The 21,921-nt window shown below is 60.2% G+C and carries 19 protein-coding genes; 9 read left to right on the top strand and 10 right to left on the bottom strand.

Annotated elements, in window-relative coordinates; genetic code table 11:
• The first annotated feature begins 128 nt into the window (after positions 1–128).
• From AAHA39_RS08310 to AAHA39_RS08295, 4 genes are all read left to right on the top strand, one after another.
• Positions 129–629, top strand: a complete 501-nt coding sequence (locus AAHA39_RS08310) for a hypothetical protein (RefSeq protein ID WP_320656223.1) — start codon at positions 129–131, stop codon at positions 627–629.
• A gap of 272 nt (positions 630–901) precedes the next feature.
• Positions 902–2,425 (top strand): efflux RND transporter periplasmic adaptor subunit, encoded by a 1,524-nt coding sequence (locus tag AAHA39_RS08305; RefSeq protein WP_320656224.1) that lies wholly within the window; start codon positions 902–904, stop codon positions 2,423–2,425.
• Positions 2,422–5,562, top strand: coding sequence for an efflux RND transporter permease subunit (locus AAHA39_RS08300; RefSeq protein ID WP_320656225.1), 3,141 nt, complete (start codon positions 2,422–2,424; stop codon positions 5,560–5,562). Before AAHA39_RS08305 ends, AAHA39_RS08300 begins: the two co-directional genes overlap by 4 nt.
• Before the next feature lie 71 nt (positions 5,563–5,633).
• On the top strand, positions 5,634–5,996 hold the full coding sequence (locus AAHA39_RS08295; protein ID WP_320656226.1) for a copper-binding protein: 363 nt from the start codon (positions 5,634–5,636) through the stop codon (positions 5,994–5,996).
• A 103-nt stretch (positions 5,997–6,099) separates the two neighbouring features.
• On the opposite strand, the gene AAHA39_RS08290 is transcribed toward AAHA39_RS08295, so the two are convergent.
• The 5 genes from AAHA39_RS08290 to AAHA39_RS08270 form a co-directional block, all read right to left on the bottom strand.
• Positions 6,100–7,017: an iron-siderophore ABC transporter substrate-binding protein gene (locus tag AAHA39_RS08290; protein WP_320656260.1), complete on the bottom strand. Its 918-nt coding sequence runs from the start codon at positions 7,015–7,017 to the stop codon at positions 6,100–6,102.
• A gap of 85 nt (positions 7,018–7,102) precedes the next feature.
• Positions 7,103–7,906, bottom strand: a complete 804-nt coding sequence (locus tag AAHA39_RS08285; RefSeq protein ID WP_320656227.1) for an ABC transporter ATP-binding protein — start codon at positions 7,904–7,906, stop codon at positions 7,103–7,105.
• Positions 7,906–8,943 carry a FecCD family ABC transporter permease gene (locus AAHA39_RS08280; protein WP_320656228.1) on the bottom strand — a complete coding sequence of 346 codons (1,038 nt, stop codon included), beginning with the start codon at positions 8,941–8,943 and terminating at the stop codon, positions 7,906–7,908. Before AAHA39_RS08280 ends, AAHA39_RS08285 begins: the two co-directional genes overlap by 1 nt.
• Before the next feature lie 7 nt (positions 8,944–8,950).
• Positions 8,951–9,967, bottom strand: coding sequence for a FecCD family ABC transporter permease (locus AAHA39_RS08275; RefSeq protein ID WP_320656229.1), 1,017 nt, complete (start codon positions 9,965–9,967; stop codon positions 8,951–8,953).
• 176 nt (positions 9,968–10,143) lie between these two features.
• Positions 10,144–10,947: a siderophore-interacting protein gene (locus tag AAHA39_RS08270; RefSeq protein ID WP_320656230.1), complete on the bottom strand. Its 804-nt coding sequence runs from the start codon at positions 10,945–10,947 to the stop codon at positions 10,144–10,146.
• Between the two features lie 322 nt (positions 10,948–11,269).
• Between AAHA39_RS08270 and AAHA39_RS08265 the strand changes: the two genes are divergently transcribed.
• Positions 11,270–12,787, top strand: coding sequence for an HD domain-containing phosphohydrolase (locus AAHA39_RS08265; protein ID WP_071911019.1), 1,518 nt, complete (start codon positions 11,270–11,272; stop codon positions 12,785–12,787).
• 79 nt (positions 12,788–12,866) lie between these two features.
• Here AAHA39_RS08265 and AAHA39_RS08260 read toward each other — a convergent pair whose 3' ends face one another.
• Entirely contained in the window at positions 12,867–14,132 is a 1,266-nt protein-coding gene (locus AAHA39_RS08260) for a TIGR03503 family protein (protein ID WP_320656261.1), read from the bottom strand.
• Positions 14,129–14,863 carry a DNA polymerase III subunit epsilon gene (gene dnaQ / locus AAHA39_RS08255; RefSeq protein ID WP_043849544.1) on the bottom strand — a complete coding sequence of 245 codons (735 nt, stop codon included), beginning with the start codon at positions 14,861–14,863 and terminating at the stop codon, positions 14,129–14,131. The genes AAHA39_RS08260 and dnaQ overlap by 4 nt, the downstream gene beginning before the upstream one ends.
• 52 nt (positions 14,864–14,915) lie before the next feature.
• Between dnaQ and rnhA the strand changes: the two genes are divergently transcribed.
• Entirely contained in the window at positions 14,916–15,380 is a 465-nt protein-coding gene (gene rnhA / locus AAHA39_RS08250) for a ribonuclease HI (protein WP_043849545.1), read from the top strand.
• Here rnhA and AAHA39_RS08245 read toward each other — a convergent pair.
• Positions 15,368–16,090, bottom strand: coding sequence for a methyltransferase domain-containing protein (locus tag AAHA39_RS08245; protein ID WP_320656231.1), 723 nt, complete (start codon positions 16,088–16,090; stop codon positions 15,368–15,370). The two genes, rnhA and AAHA39_RS08245, sit on opposite strands and share 13 nt — an antisense overlap.
• Positions 16,091–16,162: 72 nt before the next feature.
• Between AAHA39_RS08245 and gloB the strand changes: the two genes are divergently transcribed.
• Positions 16,163–16,927, top strand: coding sequence for a hydroxyacylglutathione hydrolase (gloB, locus tag AAHA39_RS08240; protein WP_268016982.1), 765 nt, complete (start codon positions 16,163–16,165; stop codon positions 16,925–16,927).
• Between the two features lie 70 nt (positions 16,928–16,997).
• Entirely contained in the window at positions 16,998–18,548 is a 1,551-nt protein-coding gene (locus AAHA39_RS08235; protein ID WP_320656232.1) for a lytic transglycosylase, read from the top strand.
• A 373-nt stretch (positions 18,549–18,921) separates the two neighbouring features.
• Here AAHA39_RS08235 and astE read toward each other — a convergent pair whose 3' ends face one another.
• Positions 18,922–19,947, bottom strand: coding sequence for a succinylglutamate desuccinylase (gene astE, locus AAHA39_RS08230; protein WP_320656233.1), 1,026 nt, complete (start codon positions 19,945–19,947; stop codon positions 18,922–18,924).
• A gap of 272 nt (positions 19,948–20,219) precedes the next feature.
• Positions 20,220–20,429: a DUF1127 domain-containing protein gene (locus AAHA39_RS08225; protein WP_005337823.1), complete on the bottom strand. Its 210-nt coding sequence runs from the start codon at positions 20,427–20,429 to the stop codon at positions 20,220–20,222.
• A 526-nt stretch (positions 20,430–20,955) separates the two neighbouring features.
• Between AAHA39_RS08225 and AAHA39_RS08220 the strand changes: the two genes are divergently transcribed.
• Positions 20,956–21,849: a DNA replication terminus site-binding protein gene (locus tag AAHA39_RS08220; RefSeq protein ID WP_320656234.1), complete on the top strand. Its 894-nt coding sequence runs from the start codon at positions 20,956–20,958 to the stop codon at positions 21,847–21,849.
• The last annotated feature ends 72 nt before the right edge of the window (positions 21,850–21,921 follow it).

Below are 21,921 nucleotides of genomic sequence, written 5' to 3'. Positions count from 1 at the left end.
TAACCCCTACCCCCGCACCTGCGGGGGTATTTTTTATCCCATTGCCCATGACGCCAAGGTGCGCACCTTGACCTTATCCCTGTGGCAAGGTTTACAGTCCAACCATCTGATCCAGAAGGATATCCAGTTTGTCACTCATCCAGCTTGCTGCAAGATTGCCCAGCGTTGCACTGGCCCGGCTGTTGCTGGCGCTGCTGCTCGTGTGCAATCTGACTCTCTGCATCAGCTGGCATGCTTCTCCCCTCTCCTCCGAGACGACCCAAAACAGCCCCCTGCCGATGGTGATGTTCGATTCATCCATGGCGATGGCGGATGGCGAGATCTCTCATGCAATGCCCGCCATGGATCACCCGGGCGATGGCATGACCCTCTCCTGCCATCAGGGAGACGATGGGTCAGCCGTGAGCGATGAGTGCCAGATGCAAACTGGCGTCAATGCTCTCTCCTTCGGGGCGATGGCTCTGCTGGGTGTATTGGTCGCCCTGCTGATCCTCCCCCTGCTGCTTGGCAGCAACGTCGCAGCGTCACTGCTTGATAACTGGTTGCGGGATCCCTTCCTGCGCTCCCGCGGTACCCATCCCCCCTCCTGGCCACGCCGACACCTGATGTTGTCGGTGCTGCGCCACTAGAAAGATCTTCTCTTGCGGCAGCGGCAAGCCTCAGCTTGCCCGTCTCCTGCCGCCTTGCCTGACCCTGTGCCCCGGCCAAACCGGCCCGCTCACAGGGAGCCGTGCGCGCTGATACAGCTGCGCCCCGTTTGCCGCCAATCCCTCGGGTGATGCCTTGTCCATCTCCCGTCCGGCGGCGTGCACAAGAGAAGATATATGATGTCACTTGCCCCTGTTACCGGCCTTATCGCCGCCAAAAACCTTGCCACCCAGCCACTAAGTGGAGGTGTGCGATGAGCCAGAAACTGCTGCTGTCGGCCCTGCTGCTGGCCCTCGGTGCCGGTGGCGGCTACTGGGCCGCCAAACAGACCACCGCTGACACCGTGGCCAAGGAGAAAACGCCGCTCTACTGGGTCAACCCCATGGATCCACGCGACAAGCGCGATGCTCCCGCCAAGGACAACATGGGGATGGACTTTATCCCTGTCTATGAGGAAAAACAGGGCGGCTCACCCGGCACAGTCACCATCAGCCCAGAGATCCAGCAGAACCTGGGGGTACGGCTCGCCAAGGTGGAGAAGCTCCCCATCCACCAGCAGATCGAGACGGTAGGCTACGTCGGCTATGACGAGGATAGGCTGGAAGCCGTCAACGCCCGCATGGCAGGCTGGATCCGCACCCTCGCCATCAAGAGCGAGGGGCAGCAGGTGAGCAAGGGCAGCCTGATCTACGAGCTCTACGCCCCGGATCTGGTCAACGCCCAGCATGAGTATCTGCTGGCTCTCAACACCAGCAATCCGCTACTGCTGCGCGCCGCCGAGGGCAAGCTCAAGTCTCTGCAGGTACCGGCAGATCAAATCTCAGCCCTCAAACGCACCCGTCAGGTACGCGAAACCATCAGCATTTACGCCCCCAGCAGCGGTTATGTCTCCGAGCTGAAGGTGCGCGAAGGGCAGTATGTGGAGCCCGCCGCAGCGCTGTTCAACATCAGCACCCTCAAACAGGTGTGGGTGAGCGCCGAGGTGTTCGAACGTCAGGCCGCCGAGCTGAAGGTGGGCGATCCGGTCACCATGACCCTCGACTATGCACCCGGCCGCCACTGGCAGGGCCGGGTCGATTACCTGTACCCGACTCTGGATGCCACCACCCGCACCCTCAAAGTGCGGCTGCGCTTTGCCAACCCGGACGAGTTCCTGAAGCCCAATATGTTCGCCAAGGTGACGATTCAGGCGGGCAAGGGAGAGCCACAATTGGTAGTGCCGAGCGAAGCGGTGATCCGCACCGGCAGCCAGGACCGGCTGGTGCTGGCGCTGGGGGATGGCAGCTTCAAATCGGTCGCTGTCACCCTGGGCCCCCAGTTTGGCGACAAGGTGACCATCAAGGCAGGGGTAGAGGCTGGGGATAACATCGTCAGCTCGGCCCAATTCCTGCTCGACTCCGAGTCGGCCATCGATTCGGACTTCCAGCGCATGACGGCGGTACGCCCCGCCCAGGTGTGGACCCAGGGTGAGGTTGAAAGCATCGATCTGGCCAACCGTACCCTGATGGTCTCCCACCAGCCCATCCCCGAGTGGCAGTGGCCCGCCATGGAAATGGAGCTCACCGTCGCCGAAGGAGTCGACATCAGCAAGCTGGTCGAGGGACAGACCCTGCATCTGCAGGTGATGCAGGAGGGGGATGAGTACCGCATCACCACCATCCATCAGGAGAAGGCACCCGCTACTGACGGCGACGCCAAGCCTGCAATGGATGAGATGGAAGGTATGGAGCATAGCCAGCATCAGATGGCGATGCCCGAGATGGAGAAGAAGTCATGATCCCTTCCATCATTCGCTGGTCCATCGGCAACCGCTTTCTGGTACTGCTGTTGACCGTCATGCTCACCGCCTGGGGGCTCTGGTCGGTCAAACAGACCCCGGTGGACGCCCTGCCGGATCTCTCCGACGTGCAGGTGATCATCAAGACCTCCTACCCGGGCCAGGCGCCCCAGGTGGTGGAGGATCAGGTGACCTACCCGCTCACCACCGCCATGCTGGCGGTGCCGGGGGCCACCACGGTGCGCGGCTACTCCTTCTTCGGCGACTCCTTCGTCTATGTGCTGTTTGACGACAACACCGACCTCTACTGGGCCCGCGCCCGGGTGCTGGAATATCTAAGCCAGGTTGCCCCCAACCTGCCCGCCTCCGCCCGCCCCCAGCTCGGCCCCGATGCTACCGGGGTGGGCTGGGTCTATCAGTACGCGCTGGTGGACAAAACCGGCAAGCATGACCTCAGCCAGCTCACCTCGCTGCAGAACTGGTTCCTCAAGTACGAGCTGCAGACGGTGGAGGGGGTCTCCGAGGTCGCCACCGTCGGCGGCATGGTGCGCCAATATCAGGTGCGGGTCGACCCGGACAAGCTGCGCGCCTACGGCATCCCGCTCTCCCTTATCGAGACCGCCATCAAGCAGGGCAACCAGGAGACCGGCGCTTCCGTCATCGAGATGGCAGAAGCGGAGTACATGGTGCGCTCCAACGGCTATCTGAAAAGCGTGGAGGATCTGAAGCAGATCCCGCTCGGTACCAATGTGCGCGGCGCCCCGCTGCTGCTGGGTGACGTGGCGGATGTAGTCACCGGCCCCCAGAGCCGGCGCGGTCTGGCCGAGCTCAATGGCGAAGGGGAAGTGGTGGGCGGCATCATCGTCATGCGCTATGGCGAGAATGCCCAGCACACCATAGACGGGGTCAAGGCGCGGCTCGCCCAGCTGAAGAGCAGCCTGCCGGAGGGGGTGGAGGTCGTCACCGTCTACGATCGCTCCGACCTTATCCAGCGCGCCATCGACAACCTCTCCGGCAAGCTGGTGGAGGAGTTCGCGGTGGTGGTGCTGGTCTGCCTCGCCTTCCTGTTCCACCTGCGCTCGTCGCTGGTGGTGGTCATCTCCTTGCCCATCGCCATCCTGACCGCCTTTATCGTGATGCACCTGCAGGGGATCAACGCCAACATCATGTCGCTGGGGGGCATCGCCATCGCCATCGGCGCCATGGTGGATGGCGCCATTGTGATGATCGAGAACGTCCACAAACACATGGAGCGGGAGGCGCTCACCGACAAGAACCGCTGGCGCATCATCACCGAGGCGAGCATAGAAGTGGGGCCCGCCATCTTCTTCTCCCTGCTCATCATCACCATCAGCTTCCTGCCGGTGTTCGCGCTGGAGGCGCAGGAGGGGCGGATGTTCCACCCGCTCGCCTACACCAAGACCTATGCCATGGCGGCCGCGGCCGGGCTCGCCATCACGCTGGTGCCGGTGATCATGGGTTACTTTATCCGTGGCAAGGTGCTGGCGGAGCAGGCCAATCCGCTCAACCGCTGGTTGAGTCAGGGCTATGTGCCACTGCTCAAGGCCGTGCTGGCCCGTCCGAAAACCACCCTTGCCATCGCCGCCGTGGTGACGGTGGCGGGCTTCTGGCCGCTCAAGTACCTGGGCTCCGAGTTCATTCCGCCACTGGACGAGGGGGACATCATGTACATGCCCACCACCGCGGCCAATATCTCGGTGGGCAAGGCGCGGGAGATTTTGCAGCAGACCGACAAGCTCATTCGTACCGTGCCCGAGGTGCAGAACGTGTTCGGCAAGGCGGGGCGCGCCGAATCGGCCACCGACCCCGCCGATCTGGTGATGATGGAGACCAGCATTCAGCTCAAGCCCCGCGACCAGTGGCGTCCCGGCATGACCCCGGAGAAGCTCAAGGAGGAGCTGGACTCCCTCATCCGCTTCCCCGGCCTCACCAACGCCTGGGTCCCCCCCATCAAGACCCGCATCGACATGCTGGCTACCGGTATCAAGACTCCGGTCGGCATCAAGATAGCGGGGCCGGATCTCAAGGTGATCCAGCAGCTCGGCCAGCAGCTGGAACAGATCGTCGGCAAGGTGGAGGGCGCCTCATCGGTCTACGCCGAGCGGGTGGCGGGCGGCCGTTACGTCAAGGTGGATATCGACCGGCTGAAAGCGGCCCGTTACGGCCTCAACATTGCCGACGTACAGGCGGTGCTCGCCACCGCGGTGGGCGGCATGGAGGTGGGCCAGACCATCGAGGGTCGCGAGCGTTACCCCATCAACCTGCGCTACCCCCAGAGCTATCGCGATTCGGTAGCCAGCCTCGAGCTGCTGCCAGTGGTCACTCCGAGCGGCGCGCGCATCGCGCTGGCGGATGTGGCCCGGGTCTACATCAGCGACGAGGCGCCCATGCTACGCAGTGAAAACGCGCGCCTCAACGGCTGGGTCTACGTCGATATTCGCGGCCGCGATATCGGCTCTTTTGTAGCTGAGGCCAAGGCCGAAGTGGGCAAGCAGCTGGTGCTGCCGGCGGGCTACGCCCTCACCTGGTCCGGCCAATACGAGTACATGGAGCGGGCCAAGGCGCGTCTCGCCTACGTGGTGCCATTAACCGTCGCCATCATAGTGCTGCTGCTCTATCTGGCATTTCGCCGCGTTCAGGAGGTATTGCTCATTCTCACCACTTTGCCGTTGGCGGTGGTGGGCGGGATCTGGACCCTCTGGCTGCTCGACTTCAACCTCTCGGTGGCAGTCGGAGTGGGCTTTATCGCTCTGGCCGGGGTGGCGGTCGAGACCGGCGTCCTGATGCTGGTCTACCTCAACCACGCCTGGGATGACCTAGTGGCCTGCGGCAAGCCGGACAAGGCGGGCCTGCACCGGGCGGTGATCCACGGCGCCGCCCTGCGCCTGCGCCCCAAGATGATGACGGTAGTCACCATCATCGCTGGCCTGTTGCCCATCATGTGGAGCCACGGCACCGGCTCCGAGGTGATGCAGCGCATCGCCGCCCCCATGATTGGCGGCATGGTGAGCGCGCTGGTGCTGACCCTGCTGGTGCTGCCTGCCGCCTACTACCTGTGGCGCAGTCGCACCCTGCAGCAGCTAACCACCGGGGATCAGCAGGGGTCATCACTCTGATGAACAGACCATTTTCAAGCGGACAAACAGCAACCCCGTTGCAACTCCATAAGCCAAACAAGGAAATCGGAATGAACTACAAGATGCTGACACTGACCCTGCTGATGGGCCTCGCTACCCACACCAGCCTGCAGGCTGCCGAGATGATGAGCCATCAGGGGCACGACATGAGCCAGATGGGACAAACGGAAGGCATGGGCAAGATGGGCGACATGATGATGACCAAGGGGGTCATCACTCGCATCGATGCAGCCAACGGCAAGGTCGGCATCAAGCACGAGGCGATCGACAACCTCAAGATGCCCGCCATGAACATGGTGTTTCGGGTAATGGATCCGGCCCTGCTCAAGGATCTGAAGGTGGGGGATGCGGTGCGTTTTCACGCCGAGAACCCGGGTGGCAAACTCACCATCACCCAGATCCAACCACAGTAAACACCCGGCTCGCTCCGGGCCGCGCGGATAAGCAAAGAGGGAGGCATCGGCCTCCCTCTTCTCTTGGTCAACTTTTTGGTCAACCCCAGCGGTGCGATGGCACTCAGCTGCGGGTTGCCAGTAACTGCTCCACATCAGCAATCACCTGCAATGCCGCCTGCGGGCCGCCGCTGGAGGTCCAGAGCGACCCGTCCACGGCGCCAAAGCGCTTGGCCTTGATCACCGGCATCTGCTGGAACGCCGGAGTCTGCTCCGCCTGACGCATGGCATCCACCGCATCGCCGGTAGCGCTCAGGGTACCGATCACCAACCAGTCGGCATCCAGCAGGTTGAGGGACTCAAGACTCAGGGGCGGCGAGTGAGGGGCGCCGGTACCCTGCTGCTTGCTTGGGCGAACCAGCCCCATCGACTCCACCACGCTGCTGGCAAAGGTGCCCTGATACATAAAGCTCGGCCCCTTGGGGTTCCAGCGCACTATGCTGATGCTCTCCCCCTGATGGTTGGCCAGCTTGCTGCGCGCCTCTGCCAACCGCTCTTCATAACGCTTGAGGAAAGCCTCCCCCTCCTTGTCGCGGTTGAGGGTATGAGCGGTGCGGCGGAACATATCCTGCCACGGCTCACCCCACTTGCCGGTGACCACGGTCGGCGCGATTTCACCCAGCAGGGTCAACAGCTCGGGACGGGTCTGGCCGGTCAGGATAAGGTCGGGCTCCAGCGCAATCAGCGACTCCAGATTGGGGCTGTCGAGATCGCCGATCACCTTGATATTGCTTACCCCTTTCTCCAGCAGGTAACGTGGCATGGTGGGCTGGCCACGACCATTGACGGCACCGATGGGGGTCAGCCCCAGGGTCAGGGCGCTGTCGAGATCGAACTCGCTCAAGGTCACCACTCGCAGTGGCTTGACCGGCACCTGCACCTTTTGACCAAACGCATCGGTCACTTCACGCATCTCCTGTGCCTGAACCAGCGGCGCGGCCAGCATCAGGATGGCTGTTGCCAGGGCGGCAAAACGCTTCATCATTTCACTCCTGTGTTGTGCTGCTTGCATGCAAGTCAGCGGTGGGAAGATTCGCGAAACAGGCCGATGCCGGTTTCGCTCAATCTCAACTGGCCGACCGCCATTGGCAGGCGTGGTCATGGCGGCGCGGCACAATAATGGGCGCCCCGTCACCGGGAGCATGAAGAATGTCGACACTGGTCTGGTAGAGCTGGTCGATCAGGGGCTTGGTCACCACCTCTCGGGCCGGGCCCATGGCGGCAATCTCGCCATTGCCGATGGCGATCAGCTCGTCACAGTAGCGGGCGGCCATCGCCAGATCGTGGATCACCAGCAGCACGGTTTTACCCTCGGCGGTGATGCGGTGAATCGCCTCCATCACCTCGGTCTGATGGCCGATATCGAGGGCACTGGTGGGCTCGTCAAGCAGCACCATGTCGCTGTCCTGCGCCAGGATCATCGCCAGCCACACCCGCTGCGCCTGCCCGCCGGAGAGAGACGCGGCGCTCTGCTGCCAGATCGCCTCAAGCTGCATTCGCTCGCAGGCGCTACGCACCATACGGGCATCCTCCTCGCCCCACTGATTGAACCAGCCCTGATGGGGGTGACGGCCATACTGCACCAGCTGCTCCACCAGAATGCCGGCAGGCAGAGTCGGCCGCTGGGGCAGATAGGCGAGCTCCCGCGCCAACCCCTTCATGGGGTAGCTGGCGAGCGGTTTGCCCTTGAGCAGGATCTCGCCACTTTGGGCTTTCATCTGGCCGGAGAGCAGCTTGAGCAGGGTCGATTTGCCGCAGCCATTGGGGCCGACGATCCCCACCAGCTTGCCCTTTGGCACGCTGAAGGAGATATCCCGCAAAATGGGGGTCTGCTGATAGGCAAAATGGAGGCGATTTACGGTGAGCGTCATCAGTCAGCCCTCTGGCGATCGTTAACGAGAAGAAACAGCAGCAACAGGCCGCCGAGAATGCGGGTCATGATGCCGGTCGCCACCTCATGGGGGCTGGCCAGCACCCGGACCAGGGTATCGCTGGCGAGCAGCAACAGGGCGCCGCTGAGTGCCGCCAGCCAGAGCGGCACTACCCGGTCTTTCACCAGCCAGGAGGCAAGAATGGGGGCCGCCATGGCGATAAAGACCACGGGGCCGCCGATGGCGGTGCCGAGCGCCGCCACCAGAATGGCCTGGGCCAGAATGCCCAGCTGCACCCGATTGCCGTTGACGCCAAGCCCTCTGGCCATCTCGGGGCCAAAGCGCAGCACCGCCAGCGAGCGGGAGAGATAGACGATCCAGGGGCAGAGCAGCAGCAACAGGATGGCGATGGGGGTGATGGTGCTGTAACCCACGGCGATAAAGCTTCCCATATTCCACAGATAGAGAGAGCTCAGGTGCAGCAGGGCCTGAGTGGACATCACGAACTGGCCGAGCGCCTCGAACAACTCGGAGAGGCCGATGCCGATCACCACGAACAGATAGCCCTGCTCACCCGGTTTGCGGCAGAGGGCATAGAGCACCAGCGCCGCGAAGATGGCGCCGATAGGTGCCGCCCACCAGGGCCAGCTGCCCACGGTCAGATAGAGGGAGAAGACGATGATGGCCAAGGAGGCGCCGTTGTTGACCCCCACCATATCGGGAGTCGCCAGCCTATTGCGCACCAGAGTCTGCACCAGACAGCCGGAGAGCCCCATGGCCGCCCCCGCCACCACAACTCCAAGGATGCGCGGCAGCCGGATCTTGAACAGAGTGAGCTGCTCAAGCCGCGTCCCCTCCCCCAGCAGGGTGTTGACCACCCCGGCAAAACCGAGCTTGCCGCCGCCAACGCTCAGGGCCAGCAGAGCAAGCGCCAGCAGCACCACGGCCAGCAGAGCCAGCCAGCGCCAGCTCGGCAGATGGATCAGCAAAGAGCGGTTGCCGGCCCGCAGGCAGAGCATATCGGTAGGTGTACGCATCAGCCCCTCACTTGACGGTCAGCAGGGTACGAAAGCCCCCGCGGTGAACGATGGCGATCAGTACAGGCGCGCCGATCAGGGCCAGAATAACCCCGTTGGGCAACTCGAACGGCTGGATCAGCCAGCGCGCCAGAATGTCGGCCAACAGCAGAAACAGCATACCGAACAGGGCGGAGAAACAGACCTGCACCGACAGCTTCACCGGCTCCACCAGTCGGCCACAGTAGGCGGCCAGAAAGCCGACAAAGCCGATAGGGCCGGCGATGGCGATGGCACTGGCGGTAAACAGGGTGGCAGCCAGCAGCACGCCAATCCGCACCCGGTTGGGGCGGATCCCCAGCGCCTGGGCCTGACTGTCCCCCATCTGCATCAGGGTCAGCTGGCGACAAAGCAGCAAGGTGATGACAAACGCCGCCAGCACGAAGGGCAGCACGGCTATGATGGCATCGAGATTGGCCGCCGACAGGGAGCCGAGGTTCCAGAAGCGGTACTGCTCCAGCACCATCTTGTTGGAGAGCAGCAAAAAGCTGGAGAGACCGCCGAAGGTGGCCGAGAGCGCCACCCCGACCAGAATCAGCTTGAGGGGGTTGGAGCGGCCAATCATCATGCCGAGTCCCAGCACAATCACGTTGCCGAGCAGCGCACCGAGTCCTGCCCAGAGCAGATAGCCATAGGCGGACTCCACCCCGAACCAGGTAAGCCCCACCACCAGCGCAAAGACGGCCCCGGCGTTGACCCCGAGCAGGCCGGGCTCCGCCAGCGGGTTGCGGGTCGCGCTCTGCAGCAAGGAGGCAGCCAGAGATAACGAGGCGCCGACCACCATGGCACAGAGGGTGCGCGGCAGTCGCAAGGTATTGAGCACCATGGCGAGTTTCTCGTCACTGACCCACAGGGGATTGTGCGTCAGATACCCGAATACCTCACGGGCACCATAGATGCCGGCCCCGGTGGCCAGCGAGAGGCAAAACAGCGTGCAGAGAAGGAACAATGCCAGCCAGAACAGAGGGGTCTGGTACTTAACCACCCTTTACGACTCCTTGCGTTGGGGTCTGACAACATCCAGCCAAACCGACGTGAAAACAGGGCGCTCTTGTGTCAACGGAAATAAAAACGCCGCCCGGACGAATACCCGGACGGCGCAATACTAAATGCAAATCATTTTTATTTGCAAGTTTTGATGTGTGACTGGCTCTCTTCTGCTCAGCTATCCATCACATCATGGCGGGTCTGATGATAGGCCTCTTCACTCTTGCCTCTGCGCCAATAAGGAACCGCGTAGAGCGACTGGCGATCCACCTCGAGCACGGAACGAAAATGGCGACGCAGCGGCAGCACCAGCGCCTCTTCCCCACCTAGCCAGAAGAAACCGCCATCCCGGGAGAGAGGCAAGGCCTGCACATGCTCCAGAATACCGCTGGTTGCAGGCTCTCCCACAAACCAGTGACAGTGTACGCCGACCGGCAGTGTCAGTGGCTGGACATCCGCCTGATCCGGCAACAGGATGGCAATCTCCCCGCAGGTATCGGCAGGCATCACTTCGCACATCGCCATGATGGCGGGCAAGGCGGTGAGATCGCCCACCAGACAGTAGTGCTCGGCCGGTTGCAGCATGGGGTTGGGGCCACCCGGCCCGGACAGGATCACCTTATCCCCCGCCTTGGCATGGATAGCAAAAGCACTGGCTGGCCCGCTATCACCATGCAGAACAAAGTCGATATCGAGCTCCAGCTCATCACGGCGAAATGCACGGATGGTGTAGGTACGGATGACCGGCTTGTCCGCTGGATGGCTCCAGCGCGGGCCGCCCGCCGTCATGGCTGGCATGACGGGTTCGCTCTGGTGAGGCTGGGCCAGCATCACCTTGATATGGGCGCCGCCGCAGGTAAAGGGATAATCGGCCAGTTCACGGCCGCCAAACGTGATGCGCCGCAGATGAGGGGTAAGTTGTTGCACTCGCTTGACCGTCACCAGACGGGGGCGATTGGGAGGCAGGCTCTGGGTCACGAATAAACTCCTCTTCGAATCAACCTGCATGCTACCCTTAAATAGGAATAATTATCAAATAAGATCTATTATCGTCTTCATCCTTGACCCGAGCCGGATTGGCTTTTTCCCTCGTGCGGCTCAACCGGGCGAGGGACACAAGGTGGTGCATTGGGACACCTTGATTCACAACAGAAAGCCCGCACCTCACCTGGATTGGCCAAAGGGTTCCATTTGCTTATTTCGACCATAGTTTTGCGAGATCAAATTTTATTTCTCAATAAGTTTCCTATCCTTAGTTGAGCAGTTAATGTAAGCACAGGATGCCAAACAGGATTGTATGATGGATGACGAAATCCTGATTATTGATGACGACGATCTTGCTCTCACCGATGTGCAGCAAGCGGGCTGGAAAGTGATGATCGTTGACGATGAACCCGAGGTTCATCGCATCACCAAGATCACCCTGAACAAGTTCGAGTTTGACAATCGCCCCATCGACTTTCTGCACGCCTATTCCGCAGCACAAGCCAAGGAGCTGCTGGCGACTACGCCGGATGTCGCCCTGCTGCTGCTGGATGTGGTGATGGAAGTCGACCATGCCGGTCTCGACGTCGTCAAATACGTCCGCGAAGATCTGCAAAACAAGATGGTGCGCATCGTGCTCAGAACCGGCCAGCCCGGTCAGGCTCCGGAAGATGACGTTGTCACCAACTACGACATCAACGACTACAAGGACAAAACCGAGCTTACCTCCCAGAAGCTGCGAACCCTGCTGCGTGCCAGTCTGCGTTCATATAGAGATATCCGCACTCTGGAAAGCAACCGGCAAGGGCTCGAAAAAGTTATCGAAGCCTCCAAGGGAATTTTCGAGAAGCGGGCCCTGCGCCAGTTTGTTGAGGGAGCACAAGAGCAGCTGAGCGCCCTGCTCCATCTGGGTGAAACCCAGATCTACGACGTAAAACAATACACCTACGAGGTAAAAGATCAGCTGCTTGAACCCCTGCTGCCGGGCCATGCCGCGATGCGACTGACAGATGCTCCCGAGATCCTGCGCCAGGCCATGGCACAAAGCAGCAACGTCTACGGTACCAACCAGATGGTGCTCTACTGCCAGAACCCGCGTCACCACCTGCTGTTCCATATCGAGACAACGCGCCAGCTTAGCCAGATTGATACCAGCCTGCTCACGCTCTTTACCGAAAACATCATAGTGGCGCTGGAGAACATCCGTCTCAACGAAGTGATCGCCGATAACCAGCGCGAAATCATCTACCGCATCGGTGAGCTGGTCGAAACCCGCTCCAAAGAGTCGGGACTGCATGTCAAACGGGTCGCGCTCTATACCGAGCAGTTCTGCCATCTGCTCGGGATGAGCGAAGAACAGAGCGAGCTGATAAAACGCGCCTCGCCGCTGCACGACATCGGCAAGGTCGGCATTCCTGATGCCATCTTGCACAAGCCGGGCAAGCTCACTCCGGAAGAGTGGGAGATCATGAAAACCCACGCCCAACTGGGACAGGACATGCTCTCCGGCAGCGACTTGGCACTGTTCCAGATCGGCGCCACCATAGCGGGCAATCACCATGAAAAGTGGAATGGCAGCGGCTATCCACGTGGCTTGAAAGGGGCGGATATCCCGCTGGAGGGGCGTATCGTGGCGCTGGCCGATGTGTTCGATGCGCTGGGGTCTGATCGCTGCTACAAGAAGGCATGGCCGCTGGAAAAGGTGCTGGCTCTCATCGAAGAGGAGAAGGGACAACACTTCGATCCCCAGCTGGTCGAGCTGATGATGGCCAATCTCGACAAGTTCCTCGAGATCCGTGAGCAGAACAAGGATGTCTATATCGGCGAACACTAGCCCTGCTTTCCCAACTAACATTCGAAAATGCACAATAAAAAACCGCCCAAGGGCGGTTTTTTATTATTTGAACTTGCCGTTACTGCTCCGGCAAGTTGAGATCCAGCTTGGCAGCGGGTTGTTCTGCTTGCTGACTTTCCGCTTGAGCTGCTGCCAGGGCGCGTTTCAACGCCTTGCGTTTTTGCAGGATGATAAACCCGACCCCGCCCAGAATAACCAATAGTCCGCCACCACCGGCCAGCGCCCAGATCAACCAGCCCATTCCCCCCTTCTCCTCCGCTTCCCCGGTCGCTTTGGCGCTGGAGGTTGGCTCGGCAGCAGAGACCGGCGGCGGAGGTGGAGGTGCCGGCGGGAAGACATTGAAGGTTTTCACCGGCATAGCGATCTTCACTTCACGGCCAAGGCGGGTGGTGCCGTAGAGCGCAGCCTCTACCTGATACTGCCCAGGCTCCTTGATGACGGAAAAATCGACATCCAGTTTGGGTGCTGTCGCCACTTCGCTAAACGAGTAGTAGCCACCGGTTTTGCTGGTGACTGTGCCCTTGAGCGCCACAGAGGCGGGATCCAGCTCGTCACGGTCGACCAGCAGTGACAACTTGGCACCCAGCTCTTCGGAGGGAGGCGCCAGATTGTAGGTAAAGGGATAAGGATAAAGCAGCACTTCCTGATAACGCGCCCGGACAAACACCTGATTGCCGGTACTGAACATGGCGCGGTATTTGCCCGCCGGAATATCCTGCAGGATCGCCTCCGCCGTCATGACGCCATCACCCGGAACCTCATCAAGCCCCTTACCGTCGTCAAGGTAGTGGCCAATCTCCTGATCGAGCACCGTATTCTGCTTGCCAGCATCGCTGAAGGATTGCAGTTTGACCTTCATCCCCAGATCGGAGAGGTAGTACTTGTCCTTGGGGGGCTGACCATCGATCGAGAGCCACGCCTTGAGCTTGACCACCTCTCCCTGATAGAGCTGCATCGGCAAGGCGGCGATGTCCATCCGGATATCGGAGAGGATCCGCACCCGGTTGTCGGGATCCACCTCGCCAATCGCCTGCCACGGGCCCGGCATGGGATTGCGCAGGGTAATGAGATCATGCTCCGGCAGCGCCAGCCAGCCCACATCATCCGGTTTGACCTTGCCCACGTAGAGCTTGCTGCCATCGGGGCGCACCAGGATCACCGAGGGAGTACCCGGCTTGCGCTTGATGATGAAGGTGATCTCCTTCACCCCGTAATCGATGCGAAAGCGGTTATCCAGCAACGGAATATCGGAAGGGGCAAATACCTCAGTCGCCGAAGCGCCGAGCGACCCCAGCAGTAAAAAAGAGGCCAGCCACTTGCTCATTGCCGCCACAGACAGCTCCCTCCCTTCTTCTGCACCAGATCCAGTCTCGCTTCATGCAACGCCTGCACCTCTTCGCCCGCTCTGATCACCTTGAGCGCCGGTCGGTTGCTCTCCAGGCGGCGGATGCTGGTGTCCTGACTGCTCTCGTTTTCACTGCTTTCGGTGGCCAGATTGAGTTTGGTCTGGCCGCCGGTCATCAGCAGGTAGACATCCGCCAGGATCTCCGCATCGAGCAAAGCCCCGTGCAGGGTACGGTGCGAGTTGTCGATACCGTAGCGATCGCAGAGCACATCCAGGTTGTTGCGCTTGCCCGGGAAGAGATCCCGCGCCATCGCCAGGGTATCTGTGATGGTACAGATATCGGCCGTCTTGAAGTTGAGTCCGAGCTTGCTGAACTCGTAGTCCATGAAGCTCACGTCAAACGGCGCGTTGTGGGCGATCAGCTCGGCGCCGCGGATAAAGTCGAGGAACTCGTCGGCAATCTGGCTAAAAGAGGGTTTGTCGCGCAGGAACTCGTCGGTAATCCCGTGAACCTGAATGGCTTCCGGGTCCACCAACCGATCCGGCTTGATATAGACGTGGTAATGGTTACCGGTGAGCTTGCGGTTGATCACCTCCACACAGCCGATTTCGATGATGCGGTGGCCAAGGTAAACAGGGCCGCCACCGGTATTCATACCTGTGGTTTCGGTATCCAGGATGATCTGGCGATTCAGTTGGGGTGTGTTCATGATCCAATCTATGTCAAACTTCGGCTTTACTCGCTAGTTTACCCCAAGCCTCATGTTAAAACAGATTGATTTGTATACGGATGGTTCCTGCCTCGGCAACCCGGGCCCGGGCGGTTATGGCGCCGTTATGGTCTATGGCAAGCACCGCAAGGAGATTGCGGCCGGCTTTCGCCTCACCACCAACAACCGGATGGAGCTGATGGCCGCCATCATGGGCCTGCGCACCCTCAACGAACCCTGCCAGGTGCGCCTCACCACCGACAGCCAGTATGTGCGCCAGGGGATCACCCAGTGGATCATCGGCTGGAAGAAGAAGGGATGGATGACCGCCAACCGTCAGCCGGTCAAAAACGTCGATCTCTGGAAAGAGCTGGATGCGGAAGTGAGCCGTCACCAGATCGAGTGGCTCTGGGTCAAAGGGCACTCGGGTCATCCGGAGAACGAACGCTGTGACGAACTGGCCCGCGAGGCGGCCTGCGGCAAGGAGCTGGCCGAGGATACCGGCTACCAGCCCTGACGGGCCATACCCGGTGTGGCGAGGGACTTTGGCAGTTGCCAGCGGCGGCGCACCGGGATCAGCGGAAAGCGCCGTTTACGGGCGGCAATCACATAGACAGAAGCAAACGCCCGGCAATAGTCCCGCCCTACACTCTCCTGCCACCAGTTGTGCCAACTCTGTTTGCCCATAAACGAGTAACCGAAGCGCTCGTCAAACATCACCTCGCACCCCAGCAGATGGAGCCAGTCGGTGACTCGCCCGGGGGTAAACATCCGCGCCGACCAGGGCACCTTGCGCCGCAAAAAAGGGATGCAGTGACCTATGCCCACCAGACTCATGGGGTTGTAGCCACTGATAATCAGCCAGCCATCGTCGGTCAGCACCCTTTCGGCTTCGCGCAACACCTGATGGGGATCGGCAGAGAAATCGAGGCAGTGGGCCAGCAGACAGGCATCGACACTGCCGGTACGCACCGGCAATGCCAGTGGATCGCCATACATGTCGAGCAGCCGCCCCTCGGAAGCGACGCCTACCTGATGGCGAATGGATGAGCGTTTGCAGGAGAGTTCGGCGCTCAGGGCGCCAATCTTGAGCAAGTGATAGCCAAAAAGGTTGGGACACCAGCTGTCGAGCCGCTCCTGGATCTCGGCGGCAACCCAGTCCCCCATAGGCAACGCGGACCAGCTGGTCGGGATCTCGATTTGTTGTTCGGTACGTGCCACCTGCATAATAGGGCTCAACTCGCGGTTTCGAACGCCATCCTGTTATATAAGATACCCTCCCTAAAGAGAAGCAGACTCATGTATCCAGTGATCACAGTTCCTGCCTTTAATGACAACTACATCTGGTTGATTAGACACGAAAATCACTGTCTGGTTGTCGATCCGGGCGAAGCAGCCCCCGTGCTGGAGCGGCTCGCGGCGCTGGGGCTGGTGCTCGATGCCATCCTCCTGACCCACCATCATCACGACCATGTAGGCGGGGTTGGCGAACTGCTCGAACAGTTCCCCCATGCCAGGCTATATGGCCCCAAACTTGACCCAATGCCGGCCCACCATGGCCAGTGGCTGGAAGATGGCGATCAGATCAACTGGCACGGTCTTGCCCTCGAGGTGATCCATGTGCCCGGCCATACCCGCGGCCATATCGCCTACCATGGCAGCGGCATGCTCTTTTGCGGTGATACCCTCTTCTCGGCCGGTTGTGGTCGCCTCTTTGAAGGGACGCCGGAGCAGATGTATCACTCGCTGCAACGGCTCGCAGCCCTGCCCGATGACACCCTCATCTATTGTGCCCACGAATACACCCTGTCAAACCTGCGCTTCGCCTACGCAGTCGAGCCGGACAATCCGGCGATCCGTGATCAGATCGGGCTGATCAGCAAACTGCGGCAACAGGGGCTGCCAAGCCTGCCCAGCCGACTGGGGGATGAACGCAGGTTTAATGTTTTTCTGCGCTGCGAGCTCGATTCAGTGAAATTTTCTGCTGAAAAGCAGGGGCTAAAATGCGTGGAAAATCCGGTAGATACCTTCACGATCCTGCGCCAATGGAAGGATGTTTTTTGAACAAACCTTGATCAGGGGGGGATTGCCCCTTATGATGCGAGCTGTTTTTCTTAAAAATGACCGGAACGAGATGAAGGTACGAACGGCCTTATTGGCAGCGCTGTTGCTCAGCGGCTGCCAAAACCTGAGCCATCAGGATGACCGGGCGCTAACGGCAATCGAGCCGATCAAGTCCCCCCAGGTCAACAAAAAAGCGCATAAAAAACACTCTTCACGATTTCTGTTTGGCGATGAACAGCTGGACGAAATGGAAGATACGGACAATCTGTGGGTGCGTATCAGCGATGATATGCAACTGGAAACTCCGGACAATGCGCGCATCCGCCAACAACGTGAGTGGCTGTTGCGCAATGATAAGCATCTGGCGACCATTGCCAGCCGGGCTGAACCCTACCTCTATCTGATGGTAGAGGAGATTGAACGGCGTGAGCTGCCAATGGAGCTTATTACTGTCCCGATGATCGAGAGCATGTTTGATCCTCATGCCCGATCCCGCAGCAATGCCGTCGGTTTGTGGCAGTTTGTGCCCGCCACCGGCAAGAACTTCGGTCTGCGCCACGACAACTGGTATGACGGACGGCGCGATGTGCTGGCCTCAACCAATGCGGCGCTCGACTATCTGGAATACCTGAACCGCTTCTTTGATGGTGACTGGCTGCAAACGCTGGCCGCCTACAATGCCGGTGAAGGACGGGTTCGCAACGCCATCCAGCGTAACCAGCGTGCCGGCAAACCGACCGACTACTGGTCGCTCGACCTGCCGCGCGAAACCCAGATGTATGTGCCCAAGATCCTGGCCATGGCTGACATGATCAGCAATGCCGACAAGTACAACGTCCAGCTGCCGGTGCTCGCCAACGAGCCGAAGCTGCGGGTGGTGGAAACCGGCAGCCAGATCGATCTGAACGTGGCGGCCCAGCTGGCTGGTCTGCGCACGTCAGAGCTCAAGGAGGTCAATCCTGCCCTGAGTCGTGGCGTGATGTCACCGCGCGGCCCCTACCGCCTGCTGGTACCGGTTGAATATGCCGATACCCTGGAGCTGGCACTAGCCGATCTGCCCAAGAGCGAGCGTATCCGTACCCGCTCCTATCAGGTCACCAGTGGCGACACCCTGTCACGCATCGCCCAGAATCACGGCGTCAGCGTGAGCGAGCTGAAACTGGCCAACAATCTGCGTGGCAACAGCCTGCGTGGCGGTCAGCGTCTGGTCATTCCGACCAGCGGCCATGCCGTCAGCAGCAAGGCAAGTGCTGCCCCGCAGCAGCTGGCCAGCCGTGGCAGCAGCCAGAAAGGCAAGGTGAGCTACAAGGTGCGGGCAGGTGACAACCTGTGGAGCATCAGCCAGGCGCACGGCGTCTCCCACGAGGAGCTCGCCAAGTGGAACGGTTTGAACGCCAAGTCGGCCCTGAAACCGGGCATGAAGCTGGTGGTCTATCCCAAGCAGGGGAAGAAAAGCGACAAGTCGATGGTCTATCAGGTTCGCCGTGGTGACTCCATCTCCTCCATCGCCGCGCGCTTCCAGGTTGCCATCAACGATGTGATGCGCTGGAACCAGCTCGACAAAGGGGATTACCTGAAACCGGGTCAGGAGATCACCCTGTTTGTGAAGAACAACAGCTGATCCCTCGCCAACGTCATTAAAAAAGGGAGCCAGTCAGATGACTGGCTCCCTTTTTTTATCCCCTTCACTCGCCATGACACAGTTCGTGCTCTTCATCCCGATAGGGCCGGACAGCGCTGAATCGCTGCCACACCATATCCATCAGATCGGCCAACCCCTTGAGCGGCCTTACAGGCACTCTCTGTGGCCATCCCGGAGAGCTTGCTGGTCACTATAAGCTGGATTTATGGCATTTCCCAAAATGCCCCAACTTTTGCTTATACCGCACCTCTCATCCCATGACATGACCAAACCGGCCGTAAGAGAGCGGAAAACCCCATTCGCCCGCTCGTCTGGATACGATTCACACCCGCCCCAAGGGCTATTGCACGGCTTATTCCCAGAGCCGGGTCGGTACCACCAGCAACACGGTACGCTGACCAATCGCCACGTTGGCATTGGGGAAGACCACCGCCTCGCGGGGCTGCTCGACGGCGTAGCGCTGCTCGCCATCCTCGGCCAGCACGAACCCTTGCGGGAATTCGGTGAAGTTGTCGACATCGCTGGCGAACAGGAAGCGAAACTGCTCCGATTTTTTGGTGATCACCCGATCGATGGCAAACAGGGTGAAATCATCCGCCCGCCACGGCTCCAGCGCCACCTCATCATGGGTCACCAGCTCCTGCAGCGCCTGGCGGGTTTCGATAAAGCGGGTCATGTCGTTCTCGCCAAATGGCCGCACCTTGCCCAGCTCCACCGTGAAGGCGTGGGCGCCGTGCTGGCGCGAGCTGTAGTAGCTGAAGGTGGTGGTCGGGCTGGCAGAAAGCAGTATGGTGCGCACCCCGCAGGCACCGAGGAACTGCACCTGCTCGCGGCAGTGGGGCCGCTCGTGGGGGAAGGGGTAGACGGCAAACTTCTCGTGGCGCGAGCCGCGAATGGCGGTGTGCAGGTCGTAGTGGTAGCGGGGGCGGGCCGGATCGGCAAAAAAGCGGCTCACATACTGCTCGAGGCGCATGGCGCGGATCCGCTCCCGGTTGCAGAGTCCCTCCCCCTTGCTGTGGGCGCCGGAGAAGAGGCGGTTCATGTTCTCCTCCACCTCCCGCAGCCCGAGGTTCATCGCCGCCGGATTGCCAAACAGGAACAGCACCCGATGGCGGGCGCTCAGCTCGCCCGAGAGCAGACGGGTCAGCAGCTGGTTGCAGATCTCGATGGGGGCGGTCTCGTTGCCGTGAATACCGCAGGAGAGGACGATATCCTTGCGTCCTCCGGGCTGGCCGCCCGCTCCGCTGACAGGCTCCAGACAGATGACACCGGTATCCCAGACGCTGACCCGCGTGCCGTCCGGCAACGCGAAATCAAAGGGATCGAGCTGCCACTCGTGGCTGCGGGTCATGGCCAAAAAATCGTGCTGGGGAATCATCCGTCTCACCCTCTTGCGCTGGAATACTATGGCCGGATTATACGCAAGGCGTTGCGGCTTAAAACCGATTTTTAAACAAATTCAAACATTAACGATACAAATAGCGGCAAGGTAAAACGGCAGCACCGGGCGGAGCAACAACGGGATATGAAGGCGGGGAAGCGAGGGCAATAACGGGGCGAACAACAGCAGGGTTGACGGGGTGACCTGATGTCACCCGACCGTCAGCATACAAGTATCAGCAGATAAACGAGGCATCCATGCCCGGTTGATCAACCACGCCAGAACGGCTTGGTGGTCTCTTGATAACGGTCAGCTTCGTTCAGGCCGATGTCTTTGAGCAGGTACTCGGGCAGCTCGGAGAGCTGGCGACGGCTGCGGCTGCGCTCCAGCCAGGTCAGAACGGTCATTTTAACGCGAGCAACCAGATTCAATTGGCTGGAATGCTGGTAACCGGTTTCGGTATAAGTCATGTTGGCCATGATGTGGCTCCTCTGAATATTTGTTTACGCACTGGGCTTCAATTTGATGCGCAAAGCTTAGTCAGGGAGTCAGACCGACTCAATTGACGAATTTTGATACGTTACATTAGTAAATCTAATGTCTAAGAACGGCAGGATTTAATTTTAACACTTTGATTTTAAACAACTAATTATTTTAACGGTTGGCCAGCAGAGTCGCACAGCATATTGTGCTGCATGGCACCCATCTATATATGCATTTTACTGCTTTACATATGCAGGGACGAGCAAGGTGTGAACAGCAGGCAACAGCGGAGTTACACGAAATTGTTAATTTAATGATCTTGTGGCGATCTTTATTTAACACAATGAAACATAAATAAAACCAGCACCGCATCCCCATTCAGAGGCGCACATTGCCCCTCCCCAAAGTGCCTCTTGGCACTCCAGCCGCATGCTGGTATGTTTATTTATACAGTAGTTTTGCTACCCGCAGCTGATGTCATATCTGATGTCGTCAACAGCGGGTCAGACCACAGGATCATCGATGGATACCTTTACCCCTACTGCCGCCCTGCGTCAACAGATGGAGGCCATTGAAGCCTCTCTGGATCAGCTGGCCACCCTGCTCGGCCAGCTCGAACTGCAGGAGGCCCATGTCTATCCCCTCCCCCCGGTGGCGCAGGGCGAAGAGCACGACCCCATCAGCCAGATTGAGGTGGGTTACCTGAGCGGCGACGAGGCACTGGCCGCCACCCTGTCGGCCTATCGGGACCACAGCGCCCGCCCCGGCTGCTCCACCAAGGCCACCCGTCGTCTGCCGGGCTGGCTGCGCTTTCCCGCCGCCGCCGCTCCGCTGATCCAGCCGCAGGTAGAGGAGATCAACCAGCGCAAGCTCGAGTTCAAGGCGCTGGTGCAGCAGGCGGGCGGACGGGACGAGAAGTTCGAGCTGGTACATACCGCCCTGCCCGGGGTGATCACCCTGCAGGTCTACCGCAAGCTGACGTGGCTACATGGAGAGCTGCACTCCCTCGGTTTTACCTGGGCCGACAAGCAGACCATCAATCGCCTCACCCGCGAACAGGTGCTGGAGATGCTGGAGCGCAGTCGTCGCTACATACCGGCTCTCTCCAACAACGAGGAGTGGAGCAAGATGGTGGATCAGGAGGTGTACGACATTCGCCGCCTACCCGCCGATGCCGAGCTGCGGATCCGCCGCCCGGTCAAGACCCATCCGATGATCAACCTGCTCTGGCAGGATCGCACCCCGCGCAAGCAGCAGATCAAGGCGAGCCTGCCGCTGCTGCTCTGCTCGGACAGCCCGCCCGCGGTCACCCATCTGGGCAACTATCCCCCCAAGAGCCGGCAGGCGCGGCGGGATCGCAAGATTGGCGGCGAGCCCATCATCGAGCGGCTGCATCTCTACCTCTATCAGGGCTAACGCGACGAGCCAGCTAAAACCGGCACGCAGAAACGACAGAGGGGAGCACATCGGCAAGATGTGCTCCCCTCT

It is taken from the genome of Aeromonas sp. SE22, assembly GCF_038739755.1.
GTDB classification, from domain to species: Bacteria; Pseudomonadota; Gammaproteobacteria; order Enterobacterales; family Aeromonadaceae; genus Aeromonas; species Aeromonas jandaei.
Note: the sequence above shows the minus strand (reverse complement) of the source record. Positions and strands in the feature narration are given on the sequence as shown.